The organism is Photorhabdus sp. RM71S (assembly GCF_042879355.1).
Lineage (GTDB): Bacteria > Pseudomonadota > Gammaproteobacteria > Enterobacterales > Enterobacteriaceae > Photorhabdus > Photorhabdus kayaii.
Window position 1 is genome coordinate 41550 of the sequence record NZ_JBHFKV010000002.1, and the last position, 18992, is coordinate 60541.

Consider the following 18992-nt stretch of genomic DNA (forward strand, 5'->3'; position numbering starts at 1 on the left):
GCAAGACTGGGTTACTGTCGTAGAGAGCTTGCTTTGCTTGTAGTACTGGCGGGGTGGCGAGAGTCGACGACAGCTTTCGCTAATTACTATCATATTCCAAATCGGAGATAATACCTTGCCAGCCAAATTGTTGTATTAAATGCTGCCATGATGCATCCCATTTTGCCGTAAGCGATAATTTATCCCCCGTAACAGGGTGATCCAACTCAAGACAACTGGCATGAAGCATCAACCGACTGGTTTGATAATGCGCGGTAACCCCTCTGTTTTGCCGTAAATCGCCATGTGCTGTATCACCAATAATTGGGTGACGAATATGTGCCATATGGCGTCTTAATTGATGTTTTCGGCCTGTTTTCGGTGTCAATTCCAACAAACTAAAACGTGATGTAGGATAACGACCTATTTCTACCGGACACTCCACCGTTGCCAGTGGTCGGTAATAAGTCACGCAGGGCTGAGCCTCTTTATCACCCTCGGCAAATTTATCCGCGATTTTATCCAGCTCCTCAACCAGAGCGTAATCAATAATAGCTGATTCCAACACATAACCGCGCACGACGGCGTGATAAGTTTTTTGTAACTGATGATGTTCAAACTGTTGAGAGAGCTGACGGGCAACATCGCTGGAAAGCGCCATCAGCAATACGCCTGACGTCGGTCTATCCAGACGGTGTACAGGGAAAACATGCTGACCAATCTGATCACGCAATGTCTGCATAACAAAGACAGTTTCGTGACGCGCCAACCAGCTACGATGAACTAACCACCCCACTGGCTTGTTAACTGCCACAATATGATCATCCTGATATAACACTTCCAACATATCAGACGTTATCCTGCATAAATAAGCGATCCAACGCACGAAGATGTTTAAACAGTTGCTGGTAACGCCCGGTAGTATCTTCTTTATAAGACTCCTCAAAATAAGGCGCGATAGCAAATGCCGTAGGCAACGCCAATCCCTGCTCCAACAATGCATACATTCTCGGAATTAATACCCACTGCAACCACTCTTCAGCTAACATCCTATCAATGGAAAACGGCTCAACACTTTCGAAAGCTTCCGGTTTAGGCGGATGACTCTGCCACAAGTCAATTTCCCTCATGGCTTCTTCAATTAACTGTAATTTATACAGAATTTGTTTTGCAGTACTCATATTTTCAGCCTGACTCAGTTTTTATTCAAAACAACCAAGTTAGCAAGAATACCATCGATACCCTTTAGCTGAAAATTTGCTTGCTCCACCAAATAAGAGAAGGGAGCGCACAAGCGCTCCCCTTAAGTTAAATTCTATAGCAGTCCCGCTAATAACACGCTCCCTGCTCACTCCTTGACAAATTGTCCCTAGTTGGTTATCCCTTACCCATCATTTTATTTGTTGCATATCATCCTGTTATGCATTGTGTCATCCTGACCATCATCACTCATCTGTCCTTGAGAAATTGTGCGCAATGATTCCTTTCCTGCTGAGGACAGAATGAATTAATTCTTTCGATGAAACAAGCTACACATAATGGAACCAGTAAGTCAGGGCAGAGAATAAAATCTGTGATTATTTATAGGCTATTGAAATAAAATGAAAATAATAAACTAATGTGAAACTCACAAAAGTAAACTATGATATCTCTTACATGAAGTGTAAGAGATATCTCACAAAGGCAGCGTTAAAAATCGGGGTCTAACGCATAGAGACAGGTTCAATTGCGCCAAGAAACCTAATTAAGTCGGTAAATAAGCGCTTTCGTTTATGACTGCCAAACTGTTCCAAGATCACTTCACCGGTCAAATTACACAGAGAAATGATACCCATATCATCTGATTCCATCGTCGCAATAAACGCCGTTGGCGACAGTTTCAGCCGTTTCTGTGTCACCAAATGCCCTATCAAGTTTTCCTGTAAACGGATAAAGTCATCCTCACTCCAAACCTGAATCAAACTAAGCCGTTGACCTTCAAACGTTACCGTCATATCACCGGCCAATTGTGATGTATAAAAATCATGAATTGCTGGCTGCAATTGTATATCCAGTGCAACTTCGACGCTATTCAGCTTATCCTCTAAAGGAAAAGGCTGAGGAAGCCAATAAACTTCGTTGTCACCAGTTTGGGTAATACAAGGTGATGGTACACCATAAAGTTCACGGCTTGCAGGAGGGGCTCCGGTTTCCTTCTGCCACAAATCAACATAACAACGGGTAAAATTAGACAACGCTTCTGTAACATTAGAAATCATATTATTTTCAACCGGTAACTGTTAGGGTGTACTTATGTTAAGGTGTACTTGGCAATTTCATAGTAAACCAAAGATAGTAAAATGAGCGAACAAATAAAATTCAGACAAACGCGTTAACTTGCTAAACTTAAGCAACCACTATTATCAGATTTTGAGGAATAACATGTCGTTATATCGGGATCACCAAGCTCTTGAGCAACTTACTCTGGGTAAAACCACTTTATATCGTGACCAATATGATGCCAGCTTATTGCAAGCTGTACCCCGCAATATGAACCGTGAACCGCTGGAAATTTTCCCTGATAATTTGCCATTTCATGGCGCTGATATCTGGACACTGTATGAACTGTCATGGCTGAATAGCCGCGGTTTGCCACAAGTTGCTGTCGGGCACGTTAGTTTAAATGCAGAAAGTAAAAACCTGATTGAATCTAAAAGTTTTAAGCTCTATCTGAACAGCTTTAACCAGACTCGTTTTGAAAATTGGCAGGCCGTTGAAGAAACACTACAGCGCGATCTGGCTGCTTGTGCTGAAGGTGAGGTAGAAGTGACACTTCATCATTTAGATCATTTCAATAACCAACCAATCGCCGCTTTTACCGGTGAATGTATTGATGATCAAGATATTGAAGTAACTGAATATAATTTCAACCGTCATTATCTGCAAGATGCAGCACAAGGCCCACAAGTGGAAGAAGTTTTAGTTAGCCATCTGCTGAAATCTAATTGCTTGATCACTCATCAACCTGACTGGGGATCTGTCCAGATTCACTACAAAGGGTTAAAAATCAATCGGGAAGCATTGTTACGTTACTTGATATCATTCCGGCATCACAATGAGTTTCACGAACAATGTGTCGAGCGTATCTTCAGCGATTTACAACAATTATGTGCACCAGAAAAGCTCTCAGTCTACGCTCGTTATACCCGTCGTGGGGGATTAGATATCAATCCGTGGCGTACAAATAGTGAAGGCTTGGTTCCAGCAACAGGCAGATTGGCACGTCAATAAATCCGTTTTAAATCTGCTTTCCTAAACGCAATTCGTGAAAAATAAGCTGAAATAGGGCATGTAATACATTCAGTTTAGTGATATTGATATGTAATCCATACACGGTATACAAGGAGTCATTCTTGATCACACATATCAACCCACTCGGCTCGATGGATTTATTATCTCAACTTGAAGTAGATATGCTAAAGAGTACCGCAAAAAGTGATCTGTATCGCCTGTTCCGTAATTGCTCACTGGCCGTACTCAATTCAGGTAGCCAAACCGATAATAGCAAAGAGCTGCTCTCTAAATACACCGATTTTGAGATTAACGTATTGCGCCGTGAGCGCGGGGTAAAACTGGAACTGGTGGATCCACCAGAAGATGCATTCGTTGATGGAAAAATTATTCATTCACTACAAGCTAACCTGTTCGCAGTGCTGCGGGATATCTTGTTTGTCCATACTCAGATTACCGAACCAGGACAACAAGATTATTCCGATTCAGAGAATAGCGCGCATATCACCAATAGAATATTCTCTATTCTGCGCCATGCCAGAGCGCTGCATACCGATGAAGATCTCAACATGATCGTCTGTTGGGGAGGCCATTCAATTAGTAAGCAAGAGTATCAGTATGGCCGTAAAGTCGGTAATCAGCTTGGGTTACGTGGATTGAATATCTGTACCGGCTGTGGCCCTGGAGCAATGGAAGCACCGATGAAAGGCGCGGCTGTCGGCCATGCTCAACAGAATTACAAAAATAGCCGTTTTATTGGTATTACCGAGCCATCAATCATTGCGGCTGAACCCCCAAATCCATTAGTGAACGAGTTGATTATCATGCCAGACATCGAAAAACGTCTGGAAGCTTTTGTTCGTATCGCTCATGGTATCGTTATTTTCCCAGGTGGTGTCGGTACAGCAGAAGAATTGCTTTATTTACTAGGTATTCTGATGAATCCAGAAAACCAAGAGCAAGTACTGCCATTAATTCTTACCGGACCAAAGGAGAGTGAAGACTATTTCCAGGTTCTGGACGAATTTATTGTTCATACATTGGGCGAAGATATACGACGCTACTATCACATCATCATTGATAATGCGCCTGAAGTTGCCAGAATAATGAAAGAAGCGATGCCATTAGTGAGAGATAGCCGCCACAGTACCGGTGATGCATATAGTTTTAATTGGTCAATGAAGATCAATTATGATTTGCAACAGCCGTTTGAACCATCCCATAAAAACATGGCTGATCTTAATCTCCATCCTGATCAACCATCTGAAAAACTGGCAGCGTCACTGCGCCGTGCTTTTTCCGGAATTGTTGCAGGTAATGTGAAAGAGGTGGGTATTCAAGCGATTGAAAAACAGGGTCCATTCAAAATCCACGGGGATGCTAAAATAATGCGCCATATGGATAATCTACTGAAAGACTTTGTGGAACAGCATCGAATGAAGCTACCGGGAGGCACCGCCTATGAGCCTTGCTACGAAATTATCAAATAAAATTACCTGAAAAAATATCTGCGCTCCACGGATGGAGCATTATGCTATTTAAAGTGATCCCATATGATACACCTTCTTATTGTTGATGCTCTTAACCTTATCCGACGCATTCATGCTGTACAGGGCAGTCCATGTATTCCTGCTTGTGAACATGCGCTCCGGCAGCTTATCCAACATACTCATCCCACGCATGCCGTCGCAGTATTCGATGAAGAGAATCGCAGTCACAGTTGGCGTCACCAGATATTACCTGACTACAAAGCCGGCCGTTCGCCCATGCCTGACAATCTGCAACAAGAAATGCCGCAAATCAGAATATCATTTGAGCAACAAGGAGTCGCCTGCTGGCACGCAGAAGGGCATGAAGCTGACGATCTGGCGGCGACACTAGCCGTAAAAGTGACTTCTGCTGGTCACAACGTGACGATTGTTTCTACTGATAAAGGATATTGCCAGTTACTTTCACCCAATATCCGTATCCGTGACTACTTTCAAAAACGCTGGCTGGATATGCCATTTGTTCAACAAGAGTTTGGCGTCTTACCAGAACAATTACCTGATTATTGGGGACTGGCTGGGATAAGTAGCAGTAAAATTCCGGGGATTCAGGGGATCGGGCCGAAAACCGCTGCCACTTTATTGCAACAGGCCGGCACACTAGATAACCTCTTTCAGAACCTCGACCAACAACCCGATAAATGGCGCAATAAACTAGAATCTAATCAAGAAATGGCATTTATCAGCCGGGAAGTTGCGTCATTACGTACCGATCTGGCTTTAAATGGTAATCTGCAACAACTCCGGCTGACAACAGTAACCTAACGAAAATACTTCGCTATCTTATCCAGATGTTCGCCTCTTAATTCTCCGGCCTCACTAAGCAGGCCGATCCAAGCCTTAATATAATTATATTTTGCTTGTGAGAGATCGCGTCGAGCAGTATATAACTGCTGTTCAGCATTCAAGACATCCACATTAACCCGCTGCCCAAGCGCAACACTTTTACTGGTCGCGTCTACCTGCAAGCTAGCTGATTCAACCGCCATTTCATAAGCACTAATCCGTTTTTCACTATTTAAGTACTGATTATAATTGCGGCGTAATGCATTGAGGATTTCTCCAGCCTGAGCATCAAGATCATATTTAGTCCTGCCATAGTGGGCCGCCGCCTGACGTACAGAGGCAGACGTAGCACCACCATTATAGATATTCATGCTCATCCGTAAGCCAATGGTATCGGTTCGATATTTTTGATCTACAGTATTATCGCTACTGGATTCGTTTTCAGAATGGGATGCATAGAACTCCAGCTTAGGTAAATAGCCTGCCCGGTTGCGCTGCACTTCATGGTACGCGGCTTGCACTTCCTGACGAGAGGCAGATAAAACCGGGTTGTTAGCCAATGCCAATTTTTCCCACGCCTCATAACGCTCAGGCGACAATCTCAATACATGGAAACGCTTTTTATCTGATAGCCGTTGCACAGGCAAATCTACAGGGAGAGGAACGCCCACAATTAGCTGTAAACTTCGGATTGCCGCATCTAAATCGTCTTTGGCTGCTATCTCATCGGCAATCGCCTGACTGTAACGAGATTGCGTTTCCACCACATCAGTACGTGTCCCTTCACCAGAAGTAAATAATTTCTTATTCAGTTCCAGTTGCTTTTCATAAGCCATTTTCTGCCGTATGACTAAATCAATCTGATCCTGCGCATAAGCCACATCCACGTAAGCATTCACAACCCGAACAGCCAGTTGCTGAAAATCTGCCCGAAAACGTTCATTGCTCATCAAAGTGTGAGCCTGACTGGCTTTATAACGAGCCCATATTTCAAAATCGATCAACGGCTGAGTCAATACAACAGCCGCGTTATAACTGCTATATTGGCGATCCCGGCTGCTAGTTGTCTTCCTGCCCCAAAAGTCATACCCAACAGATTCCATATGTTGCCAATTCCGTGGTGAATTCTGGTAAGACATCATTACTTTAGGTAACAACTCTGCCCTGCCGAGCTTTTCATACTCTGCCCCCCCTTCCCGCTCTTTCACTGCGGCGAGAAAAGTAGGATCATTTTCTAATGCCAGCGCATAGGCTTCAGTCAAACTCAACGCCCATGTAGGAAAAGAGAACAGACTGACGCTGAAAAGAATCAGCAAACCAATTGATAAAGAAACATTATTCAGTTTCATAATCACTCCTCTATCAACGATGTTGAAGCCCGATCCCACAATGGCTTAAATAGATAGCTCAACAAAGAGCGGGAACCCGTTTTGACAAAGACCTCAACCGGCATTCCTGGCCTGATATCCAACCCTTTCAGTTTTTCCATTCCCTCAGGAGCGACAACTACTCTCATCTGATAATAAGGTTGACTGGTTGTTGGATCGACCAACCTATCCGCGGAAATCACGGCAACTTTTCCTTCAACTTTTGGCGTCCGATTCTGGTTAAAAGCGGTGAACATCAGATCCACATTCAACCCTTTACTAATCTTATCTGCCAAATTAACCGCAACACGCGTTTCTACTTCAAGCGCCATCTGGTCCGGCAGAATTTCCATTAACTTCTCGCCAGGAGCAACAACCCCACCTTGGGTAAAAATATTTAATCCCACAACCGTGCCGTCAACCGGCGCCACAATTGAGGTATGAGTCAGTTCAAACTGTGCTGTATCCAGCTTATTTCTATATTCACTGGCAGAGACCTGCACCTCCGCTAATTGCGTGCGCACTTCCCGCTGATAGTCAGCTGTGCGTTGAATAATACGCTGCTGTGTTTCCTGTAACTGTTTTTCAAGCTGACCTGCTCGCCCTGCCATTTCCGCTATGCTGCTGTTGAGTTCAGCCTGTTCACGCAGAAGTTCCAGATAACGATTACGCGGAAAATAGCCCTCATCCGCTAAAGATTTCAGATTAGTTATCTGCTCCTTAAGCGCCGCCTGCTGCATACGCTTACTGAGAAGAGAAGATTTCAGCCCTTTAATTTGAAAATTTGTTCCTTCGACAGACTGTTCAAGCCCTCGCAAATCGCTTCTCAGCACTTCACGGCGTGATACAAAAAGTTGTTTTTGCAGTTCGATAATCTCATATACCCGCGGTTCAGATTGTAATTGCTGTAATATGTCGGGAAAAATTAACGCTTCATCACCATGCTGCTCGGCTAATAAACGGGCTTCCGTTGCCAGCGTGGTATACAGTTGATCTTGAAGTGCATCGACCTGTGCCTTTGCCTGCACCTGACTGAGCTGGACGAGTGTCTGACCCGCTTTTATTGTTTCTCCTTCAACAACCTTAATCTGGCTGATAATACCGCTTGCCGGGGCCTGAACTGTTTTACGATTACCATCCACAACCACTACACCAGAAGACGCGACTCCTTTATCCAACGGTGCTAACGCGGCCCAAATGAGAAATCCTAGGATCCCCACACCAATCACTAACCATCCTAGTCGCAAAAAATGCCTTTCTTCCAAAGGCAACAATCCTTTTTCATCTCTTACCGGCGTAATCTGATCAGACATATCCACTCCCGGACAGAAATCTCCGTCTCAGCTATTTGATATTATTATAATTAAATGCACATTTACTTATGATGCCTGCGCGACTGCCTTGGTCGCAGAATGTTCCTGACTATTATTTCTTTGTGATAAAGCGGCCATCACCTGTTGAGATGAACCGAACATCTTCATTTTCCCCTGAACCAGCAGCAATATTTTGTTTGTCTGTGATAGCAATGAGGTGCGGTGAGTAATCACAATCACAGTCTTTCCTTGTGCCTTTAACTGAGAAATCGCCTCATTTAATGCTCTTTCCCCTGCCTCATCCAGGCTGGAATTAGGCTCATCCAACACGACCAATGACGGCTCGTCATATAACGCACGAGCAAGGCCAATTCGCTGTTTCTGCCCACCAGATAATCCAACTCCGCCAGCACCAATCACGGTGTCATAGCCCTTATCAAGTGCTAATATCAGCTCATGAACGCCCGCTTTCTTTGCCGCCCGTACCACTTTCTCTGGCTCCACTTCATTAAAACGAGCAATATTTTCAGCGATAGTGCCACCAAACAACTCAATATCTTGCGGTAAATAACCGATTGAGGAGCCCAGTTCATCTTTATTCCACTGATAAATATCTGCATTATCCAGACGAACAACGCCTTCCTGTGCCGGCCATATTCCGACCAGTAACCGGGCAAGAGTCGATTTCCCAGACGCACTGGGACCAATTAATCCCATCACATCACCGGCATCCAACGAAAAGCTAATATCCTGTAAAACAACCTTACTGTTTCTTCCCGGCGGCGCTGCGGAAACTTTATCCACGGCTAAACTTCCTTTTGGCGCCGGCAATGACATCCCCGGTTTGCGTTCCGGTTGTTGTTCCAACAGGTTGGTTAACCGTTGCCATGACAAACGAGCACCACTCCAGCCTTTCCAGGCTTGAATCAGTTGTTCAATCGGTGAAAGTGCCCGTCCCATCAAAATTGAAGCCGCAATCATCATACCCGGCGTAATATGCCCACCAATCGCTAACCAGCCCCCTAATCCAAGGATCAGTGACTGCAAGGCCAAACGCACTGTTTTAGTGACTGAATTAATCACTGAAGCCCGCTCACTCGCAATGCGCTGGAAATCCAGGAAACGCTCATGTAATCCAAACCATCTCCGACGTAGCACCGGCAACATACCTAACGCCTCTATGACTTCGGCATTACGTAAATTAGTGCTGGCAAGACTTGCTGAACGTAGAGAGAGTTTACTGGCTTCGGATAACGGCTGACTTGATAACCACTGATTCAACACAGCCAAGGCAATCAATACCAGCGCGCCTCCCAGTGACAATAGACCAAGCCAGGGGTTAAAAAGAAAAATAACGAGCAGATAGATTGGAAACCAAGGGGCATCAAAGAAGGCAAACAAGGCATTACCCGTCAAAAACTGGCGGATATTGGCCAAGTCATTGAGCATCTGACCGGCATCAGTAGTGCCATTTTTCAGATTCGATTCATAAGATGCGGTATAAACCCGGTTATTCAGCTTCATATCAAGCTGGCTGCCAATACGGATAACAATCATGCTACGGATATATTCCAGCATTCCCATCATGGCAAACATGCCGAGAGTAATCAGAGTCAACATCAGCAAAGTGATTTCATTGCCCGACGGCAATACTCTGTCATAAACCTGCAACATATAAACAGACGGAACTAACATCAGCAGGTTAATAAAAGCAGTGAACAACCCGATAGCCCAGAATACCCGGCTACGAGCACGAATGACATCAGTAATTTCATCCTTCGGGAGCAGTAGTTTCACATTATTTCCTTATTTTTATTTTTTTAAAAATATAACTATCTGATGTTAATGTTTCCTTTCTTATTCATTTTTCTTATTAGTCTTATTGGGCTTTATCATTAATTCCCGACCATCGGCAAAGCGGGCAAACCAACCATCTGGCTCATGAGCAAAAAAAGCCAAACCACTCCCCTGTTCATCAGTAATTGTGAGCCCATCTGGAGTTGGCCGCCAACCGGCAGGCACTTCACCAAACATATACGCTAAACAATCGTTATCACCATTAAGTGACCAAATTGATCCCTCTGGTAAGGGATGGTCAGTCAATAACACATCGCATTGTTGATGTTTATCCGACAATTGCCACACGCCTTTCAATTCACTCGCGTGTGGGAGATCAAGACTACTAGCCATACTTCCTCCGATAATGCTGAATGTCAGAGCAACAAAGAATGCAAATTTCAGATACCAAGCCGCAAAAACCATGCCGCCTCCAAACAAATAACCGCATCTAAGTCAGATGCGGTTGTGTTGTTGTGTTACGAAAGGATGAAATCAGACTCTAATATGGGTTCTCCAACAATCTTCACCCAAAAATCATCGTAGGAAAATTTACCGCCCAAATTAATGGCGAAATCATTCACCTTATCAACAGTGTTATAACGAAGCACAGCTTCTCCAACTTCACCAGTGAATTCCTCTACAAATTTAACGCCACCCTTCCCGGCTTCACCCAGATCAAACAGTGACACATCAATCTTGTCTTCACCGGAAACAAAGTCATGGATCCAATCACGCTCAAGAGGAGGTGATTCCTTGGCACTCAGGTAGACAAAGGTATCTTTGCCTTCCCCACCCCAAAGATTATCTGCCCCTAAGCCACCGTAAATAATGTCATCACCAGCTCCCCCTTTCAAAGTATTGGCGGCATCATTCCCGATTAAAACGTCATTACCACTGCCACCAATCGCATTTTCAATTGTGACGCCACGGGCAATAGAGACGTTTCCTTTTAGTCCACCGACATCAGAGAAAGAGGCTTCATTCAGATTGATACGTTGATCTTGAGTAAAACCAGAGAAATCAAACGTATCATTGCCACCGGTATCCCAAGCGGTGAACAACAGTTTGCTGTTCTCATCTTTTGCGGTATAGAAGTCACGATCTGTGTTGGAATTAAAACCATATACGGTGTCATCGGCACGGATGGTATTATTCGCGCCATATACCGCCTGAATGGCAGAAATATCATTAAGTAATGGTGCGGAAGAATAAATACCTTTAAAGTCCTGCCCGGTATTTTTTTCACTAAAATAACTCATAACAGTATAAGCACGGCTGTCTTCAAAATAAGTCGCGCTGTTCTTATAAGTCGGGCTTACCTCATCAGACGCATTATAATCAGCCGGATGTTGCAACCCCAGAGTATGACCAATTTCATGAGTAAGCGTTTGACGGCCATAACCATTCACGTCAATATCGTTGTTTAAGAAAGTACGGCTTTTTGCATTATACCAAGTTCCTAACTGTGTCTTCTCTGGTCTTGGCAGATAAGCAAACGCATAGCTCCCTGTCAAACTAACATCAAAGAACCCAAAGGTGACATTTGCCTCTTTAACATCAGTGGTTTCAACGAAATTAATATTAGCAACATCAGCCCAAGATTGTATTGACAGTTTTGCAGCAGCTTTTTGTTCATCATTAAATGCTGAAAATTCAGAAATATGCCACGGCATATTATCCGGTTTACTCTCCAGGAAAGTATACTTTAATTGGAAAGCTTTAGATTTATCGTCGTCCTGATGCCCCCAACGATAATCACCCCGGATTAATTCTTTAGCAGCATCTTTACTGGGCTCATGCTCAACGACAATATTAGAATCCTTACCTGGTATATAAGCCTGTAACCATTTCAGCAACTCATTTGCCTTTTCTGAACCGCTAACGTCTTCCGAGTATGAAATTTTCTTCTTTAAAGACATATATTTCTCCATAAATTCAGGACTTAGATATAAAATTCTTTTTATTTAATTAAATACAAGTCAATAAAACCTGAAAACAACAGACCGCCCCTGGTCATACAAATTAACAACTAAAATCCCTTTCACATAAACGTAACACTAAAGTTAATTATGTAAAAAGCAATTAACATATTTTTTTAATATAAACGTGATAAAAATAACATAAAACAAATAAGCGATTGTTTTATATAACATAACTATTTAAGGCGAAAAAAATACCGCTAATTTCTTAGCGGTATTTTCTTATGCATTAATTATCGATTATTTGACTATCTATAAAGTAAACTTTAAAAAATTTATAGAATTATTGTTGATAATTTTAATAAGTAATTATCCCAATCCGTTATATAAATAGAAGAGTCTAGAATAAAAAACTTCCTTCAACGCAATACTGCGGGGCATAAGTATATATAAGAGGTTTAAATCAAGTAATACCTATATATTATTATTTAATAAAGCAATAACAACTTGATTAAATCAATAAAAAACATATATCACAGAGTAGTTAATACTTTCCTTATTCTAAATCATTTTTTACCAATATAATTAAATTATGGTTTTGAAGAATTAAATAAGAAGATCCATATATCTGATTAAATACCCTTAAAGACAAGGTATAAAAACCAATAAATCAATGCATTCAAAAAGATATCAAATTTAAAATAGCAAACTTAACCTATATAATATAGACATTGCCCTTACTTAATATTAAAATTAATTTTCATATCTAACCATTAATTAAATAAATTGTAAAAAACAATCCCTTCCATTATTTCCCAGATTATAATGTTAATTTATATAATTATTCCAGACTAAACTAACGATTAATTAAATAATTATAAAAACATATTTATTTTGTTATTTCATTTAAGTCAAGTGAAAAAATCAACATTTTCCCGACAAAAACCATACAATATCAATCATTATATTAAGTCACAACAGAATATTATGTAGCCTTTTCTTACTAATTAAGTGGATTAAATCATCTTAATACACTCATTCTATTCCGTAACAGAATGAAAAATAAAATACACCCGTTATCTTTCAAGTTGCCTCTTTGTTGGCTGCACTCGCTCACCCCGGTTACATAGTTTGCTATGCTCCCGGGGATTCACTCCCTTGCCGTCGCGATGCATCTTGAAATAATAATGTCATCCAATATCGAAAAAAACGCCTCAGGATATAGCTGAGACGATTTAGAAAATCTTATTTTATGAGTTATTCCAGAATGATGATGAACAACAGTGAATCAGTAATCATTCCGGCTAGCTGCATAAGCAGACCAAATACGACGAACATGAACCGTTATTTCTTCCCTGTCATGATAAAGGTGCTTTGCCTGAATTTGTGCATTTATACCCCCCTCTTTTAATTGCAAGTTCATTTTCTGCAAATTATGAGCAACTTCTTCATAACGCTTTTTCATGGGTAATTTAAGATTAAAAATAGCTTCCCGGCACCAGCCATTAACTAACCAATCTGCCATTAACTGCGTCACTTTTGCTGGTTTTTCCACCATGTCGCATACCAGCCAATAAATGTTTTTTGTCGAAGGCTCAAACTTAAAACCATCAACTTTGTGATGTTTAACTTGCCCCGTATCCATCAAACTTTTCGACATCGTGCCATTATCTACCGCATGAACCATCATACTACGTTTCACCAGTTGGTAAGTCCAACCACCAGGGCATGCACCTAAATCAACCGCATACAAACCGCTAGCCAACCGCTCTTCCCATTCATCATGTGGGATAAAAACATGAAAGGCTTCTTCCAGTTTTAATGTTGAACGACTTGGTGCATCCGAAGGAAATTTCAACCGAGGAATACCCATATAAAATGGCGAATTATTGTTACTGTAAGAATAACCAACATAACAGCAACCCGGAGCGATAAAGAAAACGTGTATCACCGGGCGATTAACGTTTTCCCGAATCTGCAAGATCTTTTCCTGACGCATAGCATTACGCAACGGAACAGTAAATTTTCGACAGAATTTTAATAACTCTTTACTTTCATTAGTATCAGGCACCTCAACCCGTAACTCACCGGCACGCTCAATGACACCATGCAGCATACCTACAATCGGGCTTATCCGATCTTCAGGAGGTAAATCTCGCAATAATTCACCCACGACCAGCATCTGGCGGGCAAAAATCAGCTCCCGAAATGGGATCTCACGAATCAGCCGATCGGCATCTTCATATTGATAACACTCAAACAGGACATAACCACTGTTGTCTTTCACCCGGGCAAAACCGTAAATCTCTTTTTGACCCGCCTTATCAGTGATTTCTGCTGCACACTCTTTTTCAAAACCAGGGCGGCAATATAAAGCAATTTTATTCATGGCGAAGCGCCGATTTCCTTAGACGCAAAGCGCCAATTAATACTAAAAACCAGCCGATAAGAAAGCTAAATCCTCCAACTGGCGTAATATAAGCGAAAAATTTAACCTGCAATAAAGCCATACAATAGAGACTGCCACTAAACAACAAAATACCTACTGCAAAAAAAACGCCACTCCAGTAAAACCAGAGCACAACTTTACGCATTAGCATGGCAGACATCGCCATCATTGCCAGAGTGTGAATACCCTGATATTGCAGACCGAGATCAATCCAACTTATCTGATATTTTTCCATCATCGGAGATAATAAATGTGACCCTACAGCACCAAACGCCACATAGAAAAACCCACTGAAGCCAGCAAAGATAAGCATTAAGCGACTATTCACTGTTATCTTCCTTTTTCATATTCTATACCCGTCATCTTTCAAGTTGCCTCTTTGTTGGCTGCACTCGCTCACCCCGGTCACATAGTTACCTATGCTCCCGGGGATTCGCTCCCTTGCCGTCGCGATGCATCTTGAAATCCATAGGGTATATCTGCTCGAATGCCTTATTCCGCTCTTACTCATTGGTAATAAAGCCCAATTTCTCCTGCTCACTGGCTGCCTGAGCCAAAACCCATTGTCTGAATGCGGCAATTTTCCCCAATTCAGCCTGATTGTCATGACAAACAAGGTAAAATGCATTCTTACTCACTAACACATCATTAAATGGGCAAACTAAGCGCCCCGCATCAATTTCAGTCCGAGCCATGACATTATTAGCCAGTGCAATACCTTGCCCATGAACAGCGGCTTGGATCACCATTGCACTATGGCTAAATATCGGTCCTTGCTGAACATTTATCTGCTGCTGCATATCAAGCTGGCGCACATACGCTTGCCAGTCACGACGAGAAGAATCGTGTAACAACGTATGACGCGCCAAATCTGCGGGGGTCTTCAAAGGATTTTCTCCAGTCAGTAACGAAGGAGAACAAACGGGAAGCAAATATTCTGCGTAAAGGCGATCGGTGCGTAACCCCGGCCAATTTCCACGACCATAAAATATGGCAACATCAACATCATCAGCAAGCTTATCTTCTTCTCTGTCTACCGCCTGTATTCTGACATCAATGCCGGGATAAGCTAAATTAAAGCTGGACAGCCTTGGAACCAACCACTGGATAGCAAAGCTAGGTGAAAGGCTAACCGTCAAAGCACCTTTGGCACTTCGAGCTTGAAGTTTACGTGTTGCTTCATTTATCGCCGTGAATATTTCTTTAATGTCCAGATAGTAGCTTTGACCTTCTTCAGTCAACAATAGTGATCGATTGCGACGACGAAACAACTTCAACCCAAGAAAATCCTCCAGACTTTTCATCTGGTGGCTAACTGCGGCCTGCGTCACAAATAACTCTTCAGCCGCCTTAGTAAAACTTAAATGGCGCGCTGCGGCATCAAAAACCCGCAACGCATTAAGTGGAGGTAAACGTTTGGACATGTGAGCCCTTATGTAATGTTGACGATACCGGTAACTCTTTATATTTAGTTATTAGTTTTTGTAATCCGAATCATTATAAATTGTCCATTGAGGATACACCAGTAAATCCCTATAGTGGCGCCACTTCCTAAGCCGGAACGAAAAGTGAATCAGCTTAACGCTATGAAACTTTTGGCTTTGTGGTTGTGATGTTGTGTTTGCAAGTTGTCTGGGAAACCGGACCCTGTAGCTCAAGCTACTGTTTTTTCACTTCCTGTACATTTACCCTGTCTGTCCATAGTGATTTTTTAATGCACCGCAGTTGCGGTGCTTTTTTTTGGCATAAGGCGTGGAACATGGCAATATTATTCCATGTAATAACCTATCCATTTTCAGCCAGAAATAAATGGTTAAGCACCATCACCACCAAAACAAAATTAATACATCTATGAAAAAGTTCGAACCAGAACAGTTCCGCCAGCAATTTCCAGCGCTACAACAATTTCCATCACAACAATTTTCATCACAACAACAGACGGTATTTCTGGATAGTGCAGCCACTGCACTCAAACCACAAGCCATGATAAAGGCAACTCAAGACTATTATCAAAACAGTGGCGCTACTGTACATCGTAGCCAACACAAAGCAGCACTGGAAATTACATCCCGCTATGAACAGGCCCGGCAACGAGTTGCTGAATTCATCAACGCCCCTAAAGCTGAAAATATTATCTGGACAAAAGGAACAACAGAATCCCTCAATCTAGTTGTTCAAAGTTATTTCCGCCCTCATCTCCAGCCCGATGATGAAATTATCGTTAGTGAGCAGGAACACCATTCCAATCTGATACCGTGGTTAATGTTGGCAGAGCAAATCGGCGCCAAGGTTATTAAATGGCCTTTAGGCAATGGTAAATTGCCTGATATCAACATTTTGCCTGAACTGCTAAACAAACACACCCGATTGATAGCCATCAGCCAGATGTCCAATGTGACTGGCGGAGCAGTTGATCTCGCTGCAATAACTGCAATAGCACACCAACATGGTTGCCTGGTTGTTGTGGATGGTGCCCAAGGCATTGTTCATAATCCCATTGATGTTCAACAATCAGATATCGATTTCTACGCATTCTCTGCTCATAAACTCTATAGTTCGAACGGCGTTGGTATACTTTACGGCAAAAGTGAGCTTCTTAATGCTATGTCTCCTTGGCAAGGTGGCGGGAAAATGCTCTCTCACACTTCATTCAGCGGTTTTATACCCGAAGCAGTACCTTTCCGGTTTGAAGCGGGCACACCAAATGTTGCAGGTATTATTGGTTTTTCTGCCACACTGGAATGGTTGAAAGATATTGATATTGCCAAAGCCGAAACCCATGCAGTCGCACTTGCTGATTATACCGAAGCACAACTCTCCGCTTTACCCGGATTTATCAGCTATCGCATTGCCGGTTCCAGCTTATTGGCTTTTAATTTTACCGACATTCATCACAGTGATTTGGCAGCCATTCTGGCAGAACAAAATATTGCTTTACGTTCCGGTCAGCATTGCGCTCAACCCTTGATCGAAGCGTTAGGCATCAGCGGCTGTTTGCGCGCCTCCTTTATGCCTTACAACAACCAACAGGATGCCGATGCTTTAATTCAGGCAGTAAAATTTGGCCTTTCTTTCTTACGGGATGAATGAATACAAGATGAATGACATTATGACTCAAACCGCTGAAAACCGGATTGCACCACACCCATTTGGCCAGGAAATCAGCCAACAACAGCTCATTGCAACCTTTGACCAATGCCGCCAATGGGAAGATCGTTATCGCCAGTTAATCTTACTGGCAAAGAAACTGCCCGCATTACCAGAGAACTTGAAACAGCAAGACACTGAAATGTCCGGCTGTGAAAACCGGGTTTGGTTAGGGCATCAATTACTGCCAGATGGCTATTTACATTTTTATGGTGACAGCGAAGGCCGCATTGTAAAAGGCCTGCTGGCGGTAATCTTAACTGCCGTAGAAGGCAAAACACCGGAACAAGTTTTAGCAACTAACCTATTGGCACTGTTCCACCAACTAGGGCTGGAACAACAGATAAGTGGCTCACGGTTGAACGGAGTCAAATCGCTAATCAATACTGTGCAGAACGCCGCAACATCTTATATACCCTATGGATTTCAAGATGCATCGCGACGGCAAGGGAGTGAATCCCCCGGAGCATAGATAACTATGTGACCGGGGTGAGCGAGTGCAGCCAACAAAGAGGTAACTTGAAAGATAACGGGTATATCAAAGATCACCCTGACGTTGCGCTTTAGCCACCATTTTTTTCAAGGCATGGGAAACCGCCACAAATCCAAATGTCGCCGTGACCATCGTTGCGGCACCAAAACCAGAAGCGCAATCCATACGCTTAGTTCCCTCTGCGGTACTTTTCGCGGCACAAGCAGAACCATCACTCTGCGGATAAACTAACTGCTCGGTTGAAAACACACAATCGATGCCCAATTTACCTTTGCCATTCTTCACAACACAATAATCAGATTTCAGCCTTTCTCGCAGTTTAGCCGCTAAAGGGTCCTGAACCGTTTTTGCCAAATCAACAACCTGAATCTGTGTAGGATCAAGTTGCCCTCCTGCTCCACCGGTTGTCACCAGCGGAATTTTATGGCGGCGGCAATAAGCCAACAGCGCCGCTTTCGGCCTGACACTATCGATAGCATCAATCACATAACTAAATCCAACCGCCATCATCTCTTCAACATTATCGGGTGTGAGAAAATCATCAACACAAGTCACTTTGCACTCTGGATTAATTGCCAGAATACGCTCGGCAATCACCTCAGTCTTTGGTTGCCCAATATGCTGTTTTAAAGCATGTAATTGGCGATTGGTATTGGTGATACAAACATCATCCATATCAATCAAGGTGATCGCACCGATTCCTGTACGAGCCAAAGCCTCAGCCGCCCAGGAGCCAACACCACCGATACCCACAACACAAACATGAGAATGGCAAAACAAAGAAAGCGCTTTTTGACCATATAAACGGGCAGTCCCCGCAAAGCGCTGCATATATGCATCAGAAAGAGAAGTTTGCATTACTGAATATCAATCCTGAAAACCT

At 42.8% G+C, this 18992-nt stretch carries 17 protein-coding genes; 5 read left to right on the forward strand and 12 right to left on the reverse strand.

What is annotated here, in order from left to right; all coding sequences use genetic code 11:
- Positions 1 to 79 precede the first annotated feature (79 nt).
- The 3 genes from truC to syd form a co-directional block, all read right to left on the reverse strand.
- A complete protein-coding gene (gene truC, locus ACGF5R_RS01285) occupies positions 80 to 826 on the reverse strand; it encodes a tRNA pseudouridine(65) synthase TruC (protein ID WP_387689347.1) in 747 nt (248 codons plus the stop codon).
- A gap of 1 nt (position 827) precedes the next feature.
- On the reverse strand, positions 828 to 1160 hold the full coding sequence (locus ACGF5R_RS01290) for a YqcC family protein (protein ID WP_112876506.1): 333 nt from the start codon (positions 1158 to 1160) through the stop codon (positions 828 to 830).
- A gap of 522 nt (positions 1161 to 1682) precedes the next feature.
- Positions 1683 to 2237, reverse strand: coding sequence for a SecY-interacting protein (syd, locus tag ACGF5R_RS01295; RefSeq protein WP_387689349.1), 555 nt, complete (start codon positions 2235 to 2237; stop codon positions 1683 to 1685).
- A 163-nt stretch (positions 2238 to 2400) separates the two neighbouring features.
- Between syd and queF the strand changes: the two genes are divergently transcribed.
- The 3 genes from queF (at position 2401) to xni (ending at position 5561) form a co-directional block, all read left to right on the forward strand.
- On the forward strand, positions 2401 to 3249 hold the full coding sequence (gene queF, locus ACGF5R_RS01300; protein WP_387689352.1) for an NADPH-dependent 7-cyano-7-deazaguanine reductase QueF: 849 nt from the start codon (positions 2401 to 2403) through the stop codon (positions 3247 to 3249).
- Positions 3250 to 3371: 122 nt separating this feature from the next.
- A complete protein-coding gene (ppnN, locus tag ACGF5R_RS01305; RefSeq protein WP_387689355.1) occupies positions 3372 to 4739 on the forward strand; it encodes a nucleotide 5'-monophosphate nucleosidase PpnN in 1368 nt (455 codons plus the stop codon).
- A gap of 63 nt (positions 4740 to 4802) precedes the next feature.
- Positions 4803 to 5561 carry a flap endonuclease Xni gene (gene xni, locus ACGF5R_RS01310; RefSeq protein ID WP_262981353.1) on the forward strand — a complete coding sequence of 253 codons (759 nt, stop codon included), beginning with the start codon at positions 4803 to 4805 and terminating at the stop codon, positions 5559 to 5561.
- Here xni and ACGF5R_RS01315 read toward each other — a convergent pair.
- From ACGF5R_RS01315 to ACGF5R_RS01350, 8 genes are all read right to left on the reverse strand, one after another.
- Positions 5558 to 6931 (reverse strand): TolC family outer membrane protein, encoded by a 1374-nt coding sequence (locus tag ACGF5R_RS01315; RefSeq protein ID WP_112876501.1) that lies wholly within the window; start codon positions 6929 to 6931, stop codon positions 5558 to 5560. The genes xni and ACGF5R_RS01315 overlap by 4 nt on opposite strands.
- 2 nt (positions 6932 to 6933) lie before the next feature.
- Complete coding sequence (locus ACGF5R_RS01320; RefSeq protein WP_387689359.1) at positions 6934 to 8262, reverse strand: HlyD family type I secretion periplasmic adaptor subunit; 1329 nt, start codon at positions 8260 to 8262, stop codon at positions 6934 to 6936.
- A 66-nt stretch (positions 8263 to 8328) separates the two neighbouring features.
- Complete coding sequence (locus tag ACGF5R_RS01325) at positions 8329 to 10059, reverse strand: type I secretion system permease/ATPase (protein WP_112876499.1); 1731 nt, start codon at positions 10057 to 10059, stop codon at positions 8329 to 8331.
- A 60-nt stretch (positions 10060 to 10119) separates the two neighbouring features.
- Entirely contained in the window at positions 10120 to 10524 is a 405-nt protein-coding gene (locus ACGF5R_RS01330; protein ID WP_192880980.1) for a protease inhibitor Inh/omp19 family protein, read from the reverse strand.
- Between the two features lie 53 nt (positions 10525 to 10577).
- Positions 10578 to 12032, reverse strand: a complete 1455-nt coding sequence (gene prtA, locus ACGF5R_RS01335; protein ID WP_275658140.1) for a serralysin — start codon at positions 12030 to 12032, stop codon at positions 10578 to 10580.
- 1276 nt (positions 12033 to 13308) lie between these two features.
- Entirely contained in the window at positions 13309 to 14409 is a 1101-nt protein-coding gene (gene rlmM, locus ACGF5R_RS01340; RefSeq protein WP_112876497.1) for a 23S rRNA (cytidine(2498)-2'-O)-methyltransferase RlmM, read from the reverse strand.
- Positions 14402 to 14797, reverse strand: a complete 396-nt coding sequence (locus ACGF5R_RS01345; RefSeq protein WP_112876496.1) for a DUF423 domain-containing protein — start codon at positions 14795 to 14797, stop codon at positions 14402 to 14404. Before ACGF5R_RS01345 ends, rlmM begins: the two co-directional genes overlap by 8 nt.
- A 175-nt stretch (positions 14798 to 14972) precedes the next feature.
- Entirely contained in the window at positions 14973 to 15893 is a 921-nt protein-coding gene (locus tag ACGF5R_RS01350) for a transcriptional regulator GcvA (protein ID WP_112876495.1), read from the reverse strand.
- Between the two features lie 427 nt (positions 15894 to 16320).
- On the opposite strand from ACGF5R_RS01350, the gene csdA reads away from it, so the two are divergent.
- Together csdA and csdE are read left to right on the forward strand one after the other, a co-directional pair.
- Positions 16321 to 17559, forward strand: coding sequence for a cysteine desulfurase CsdA (gene csdA / locus ACGF5R_RS01355; protein ID WP_387689362.1), 1239 nt, complete (start codon positions 16321 to 16323; stop codon positions 17557 to 17559).
- A gap of 19 nt (positions 17560 to 17578) precedes the next feature.
- Entirely contained in the window at positions 17579 to 18088 is a 510-nt protein-coding gene (gene csdE / locus ACGF5R_RS01360) for a cysteine desulfurase sulfur acceptor subunit CsdE (RefSeq protein ID WP_112876519.1), read from the forward strand.
- Between the two features lie 66 nt (positions 18089 to 18154).
- On the opposite strand, the gene tcdA is transcribed toward csdE, so the two are convergent.
- Complete coding sequence (tcdA, locus tag ACGF5R_RS01365) at positions 18155 to 18967, reverse strand: tRNA cyclic N6-threonylcarbamoyladenosine(37) synthase TcdA (protein WP_112876494.1); 813 nt, start codon at positions 18965 to 18967, stop codon at positions 18155 to 18157.
- Positions 18968 to 18992 lie beyond the last annotated feature (25 nt).

What these genes read in the sequence shown, in the direction of transcription:
- truC (WP_387689347.1), bottom strand. Translation starts at nt 826, where the DNA reads ATGTTGGAAGTGTTATATCAGGATGATCATATTGTGGCAGTTAACAAG.
- csdA (WP_387689362.1), top strand. Translation starts at nt 16,321, where the DNA reads ATGAAAAAGTTCGAACCAGAACAGTTCCGCCAGCAATTTCCAGCGCTA.
- rlmM (WP_112876497.1), bottom strand. Translation starts at nt 14,409, where the DNA reads ATGAATAAAATTGCTTTATATTGCCGCCCTGGTTTTGAAAAAGAGTGT.
- tcdA (WP_112876494.1), bottom strand. Translation starts at nt 18,967, where the DNA reads ATGCAAACTTCTCTTTCTGATGCATATATGCAGCGCTTTGCGGGGACT.
- queF (WP_387689352.1), top strand. Translation starts at nt 2,401, where the DNA reads ATGTCGTTATATCGGGATCACCAAGCTCTTGAGCAACTTACTCTGGGT.
- ACGF5R_RS01315 (WP_112876501.1), bottom strand. Translation starts at nt 6,931, where the DNA reads ATGAAACTGAATAATGTTTCTTTATCAATTGGTTTGCTGATTCTTTTC.
- ACGF5R_RS01350 (WP_112876495.1), bottom strand. Translation starts at nt 15,893, where the DNA reads ATGTCCAAACGTTTACCTCCACTTAATGCGTTGCGGGTTTTTGATGCC.
- ACGF5R_RS01320 (WP_387689359.1), bottom strand. Translation starts at nt 8,262, where the DNA reads ATGTCTGATCAGATTACGCCGGTAAGAGATGAAAAAGGATTGTTGCCT.
- ACGF5R_RS01290 (WP_112876506.1), bottom strand. Translation starts at nt 1,160, where the DNA reads ATGAGTACTGCAAAACAAATTCTGTATAAATTACAGTTAATTGAAGAA.
- csdE (WP_112876519.1), top strand. Translation starts at nt 17,579, where the DNA reads ATGACTCAAACCGCTGAAAACCGGATTGCACCACACCCATTTGGCCAG.
- xni (WP_262981353.1), top strand. Translation starts at nt 4,803, where the DNA reads ATGATACACCTTCTTATTGTTGATGCTCTTAACCTTATCCGACGCATT.
- prtA (WP_275658140.1), bottom strand. Translation starts at nt 12,032, where the DNA reads ATGGAGAAATATATGTCTTTAAAGAAGAAAATTTCATACTCGGAAGAC.
- ACGF5R_RS01330 (WP_192880980.1), bottom strand. Translation starts at nt 10,524, where the DNA reads ATGGTTTTTGCGGCTTGGTATCTGAAATTTGCATTCTTTGTTGCTCTG.
- syd (WP_387689349.1), bottom strand. Translation starts at nt 2,237, where the DNA reads ATGATTTCTAATGTTACAGAAGCGTTGTCTAATTTTACCCGTTGTTAT.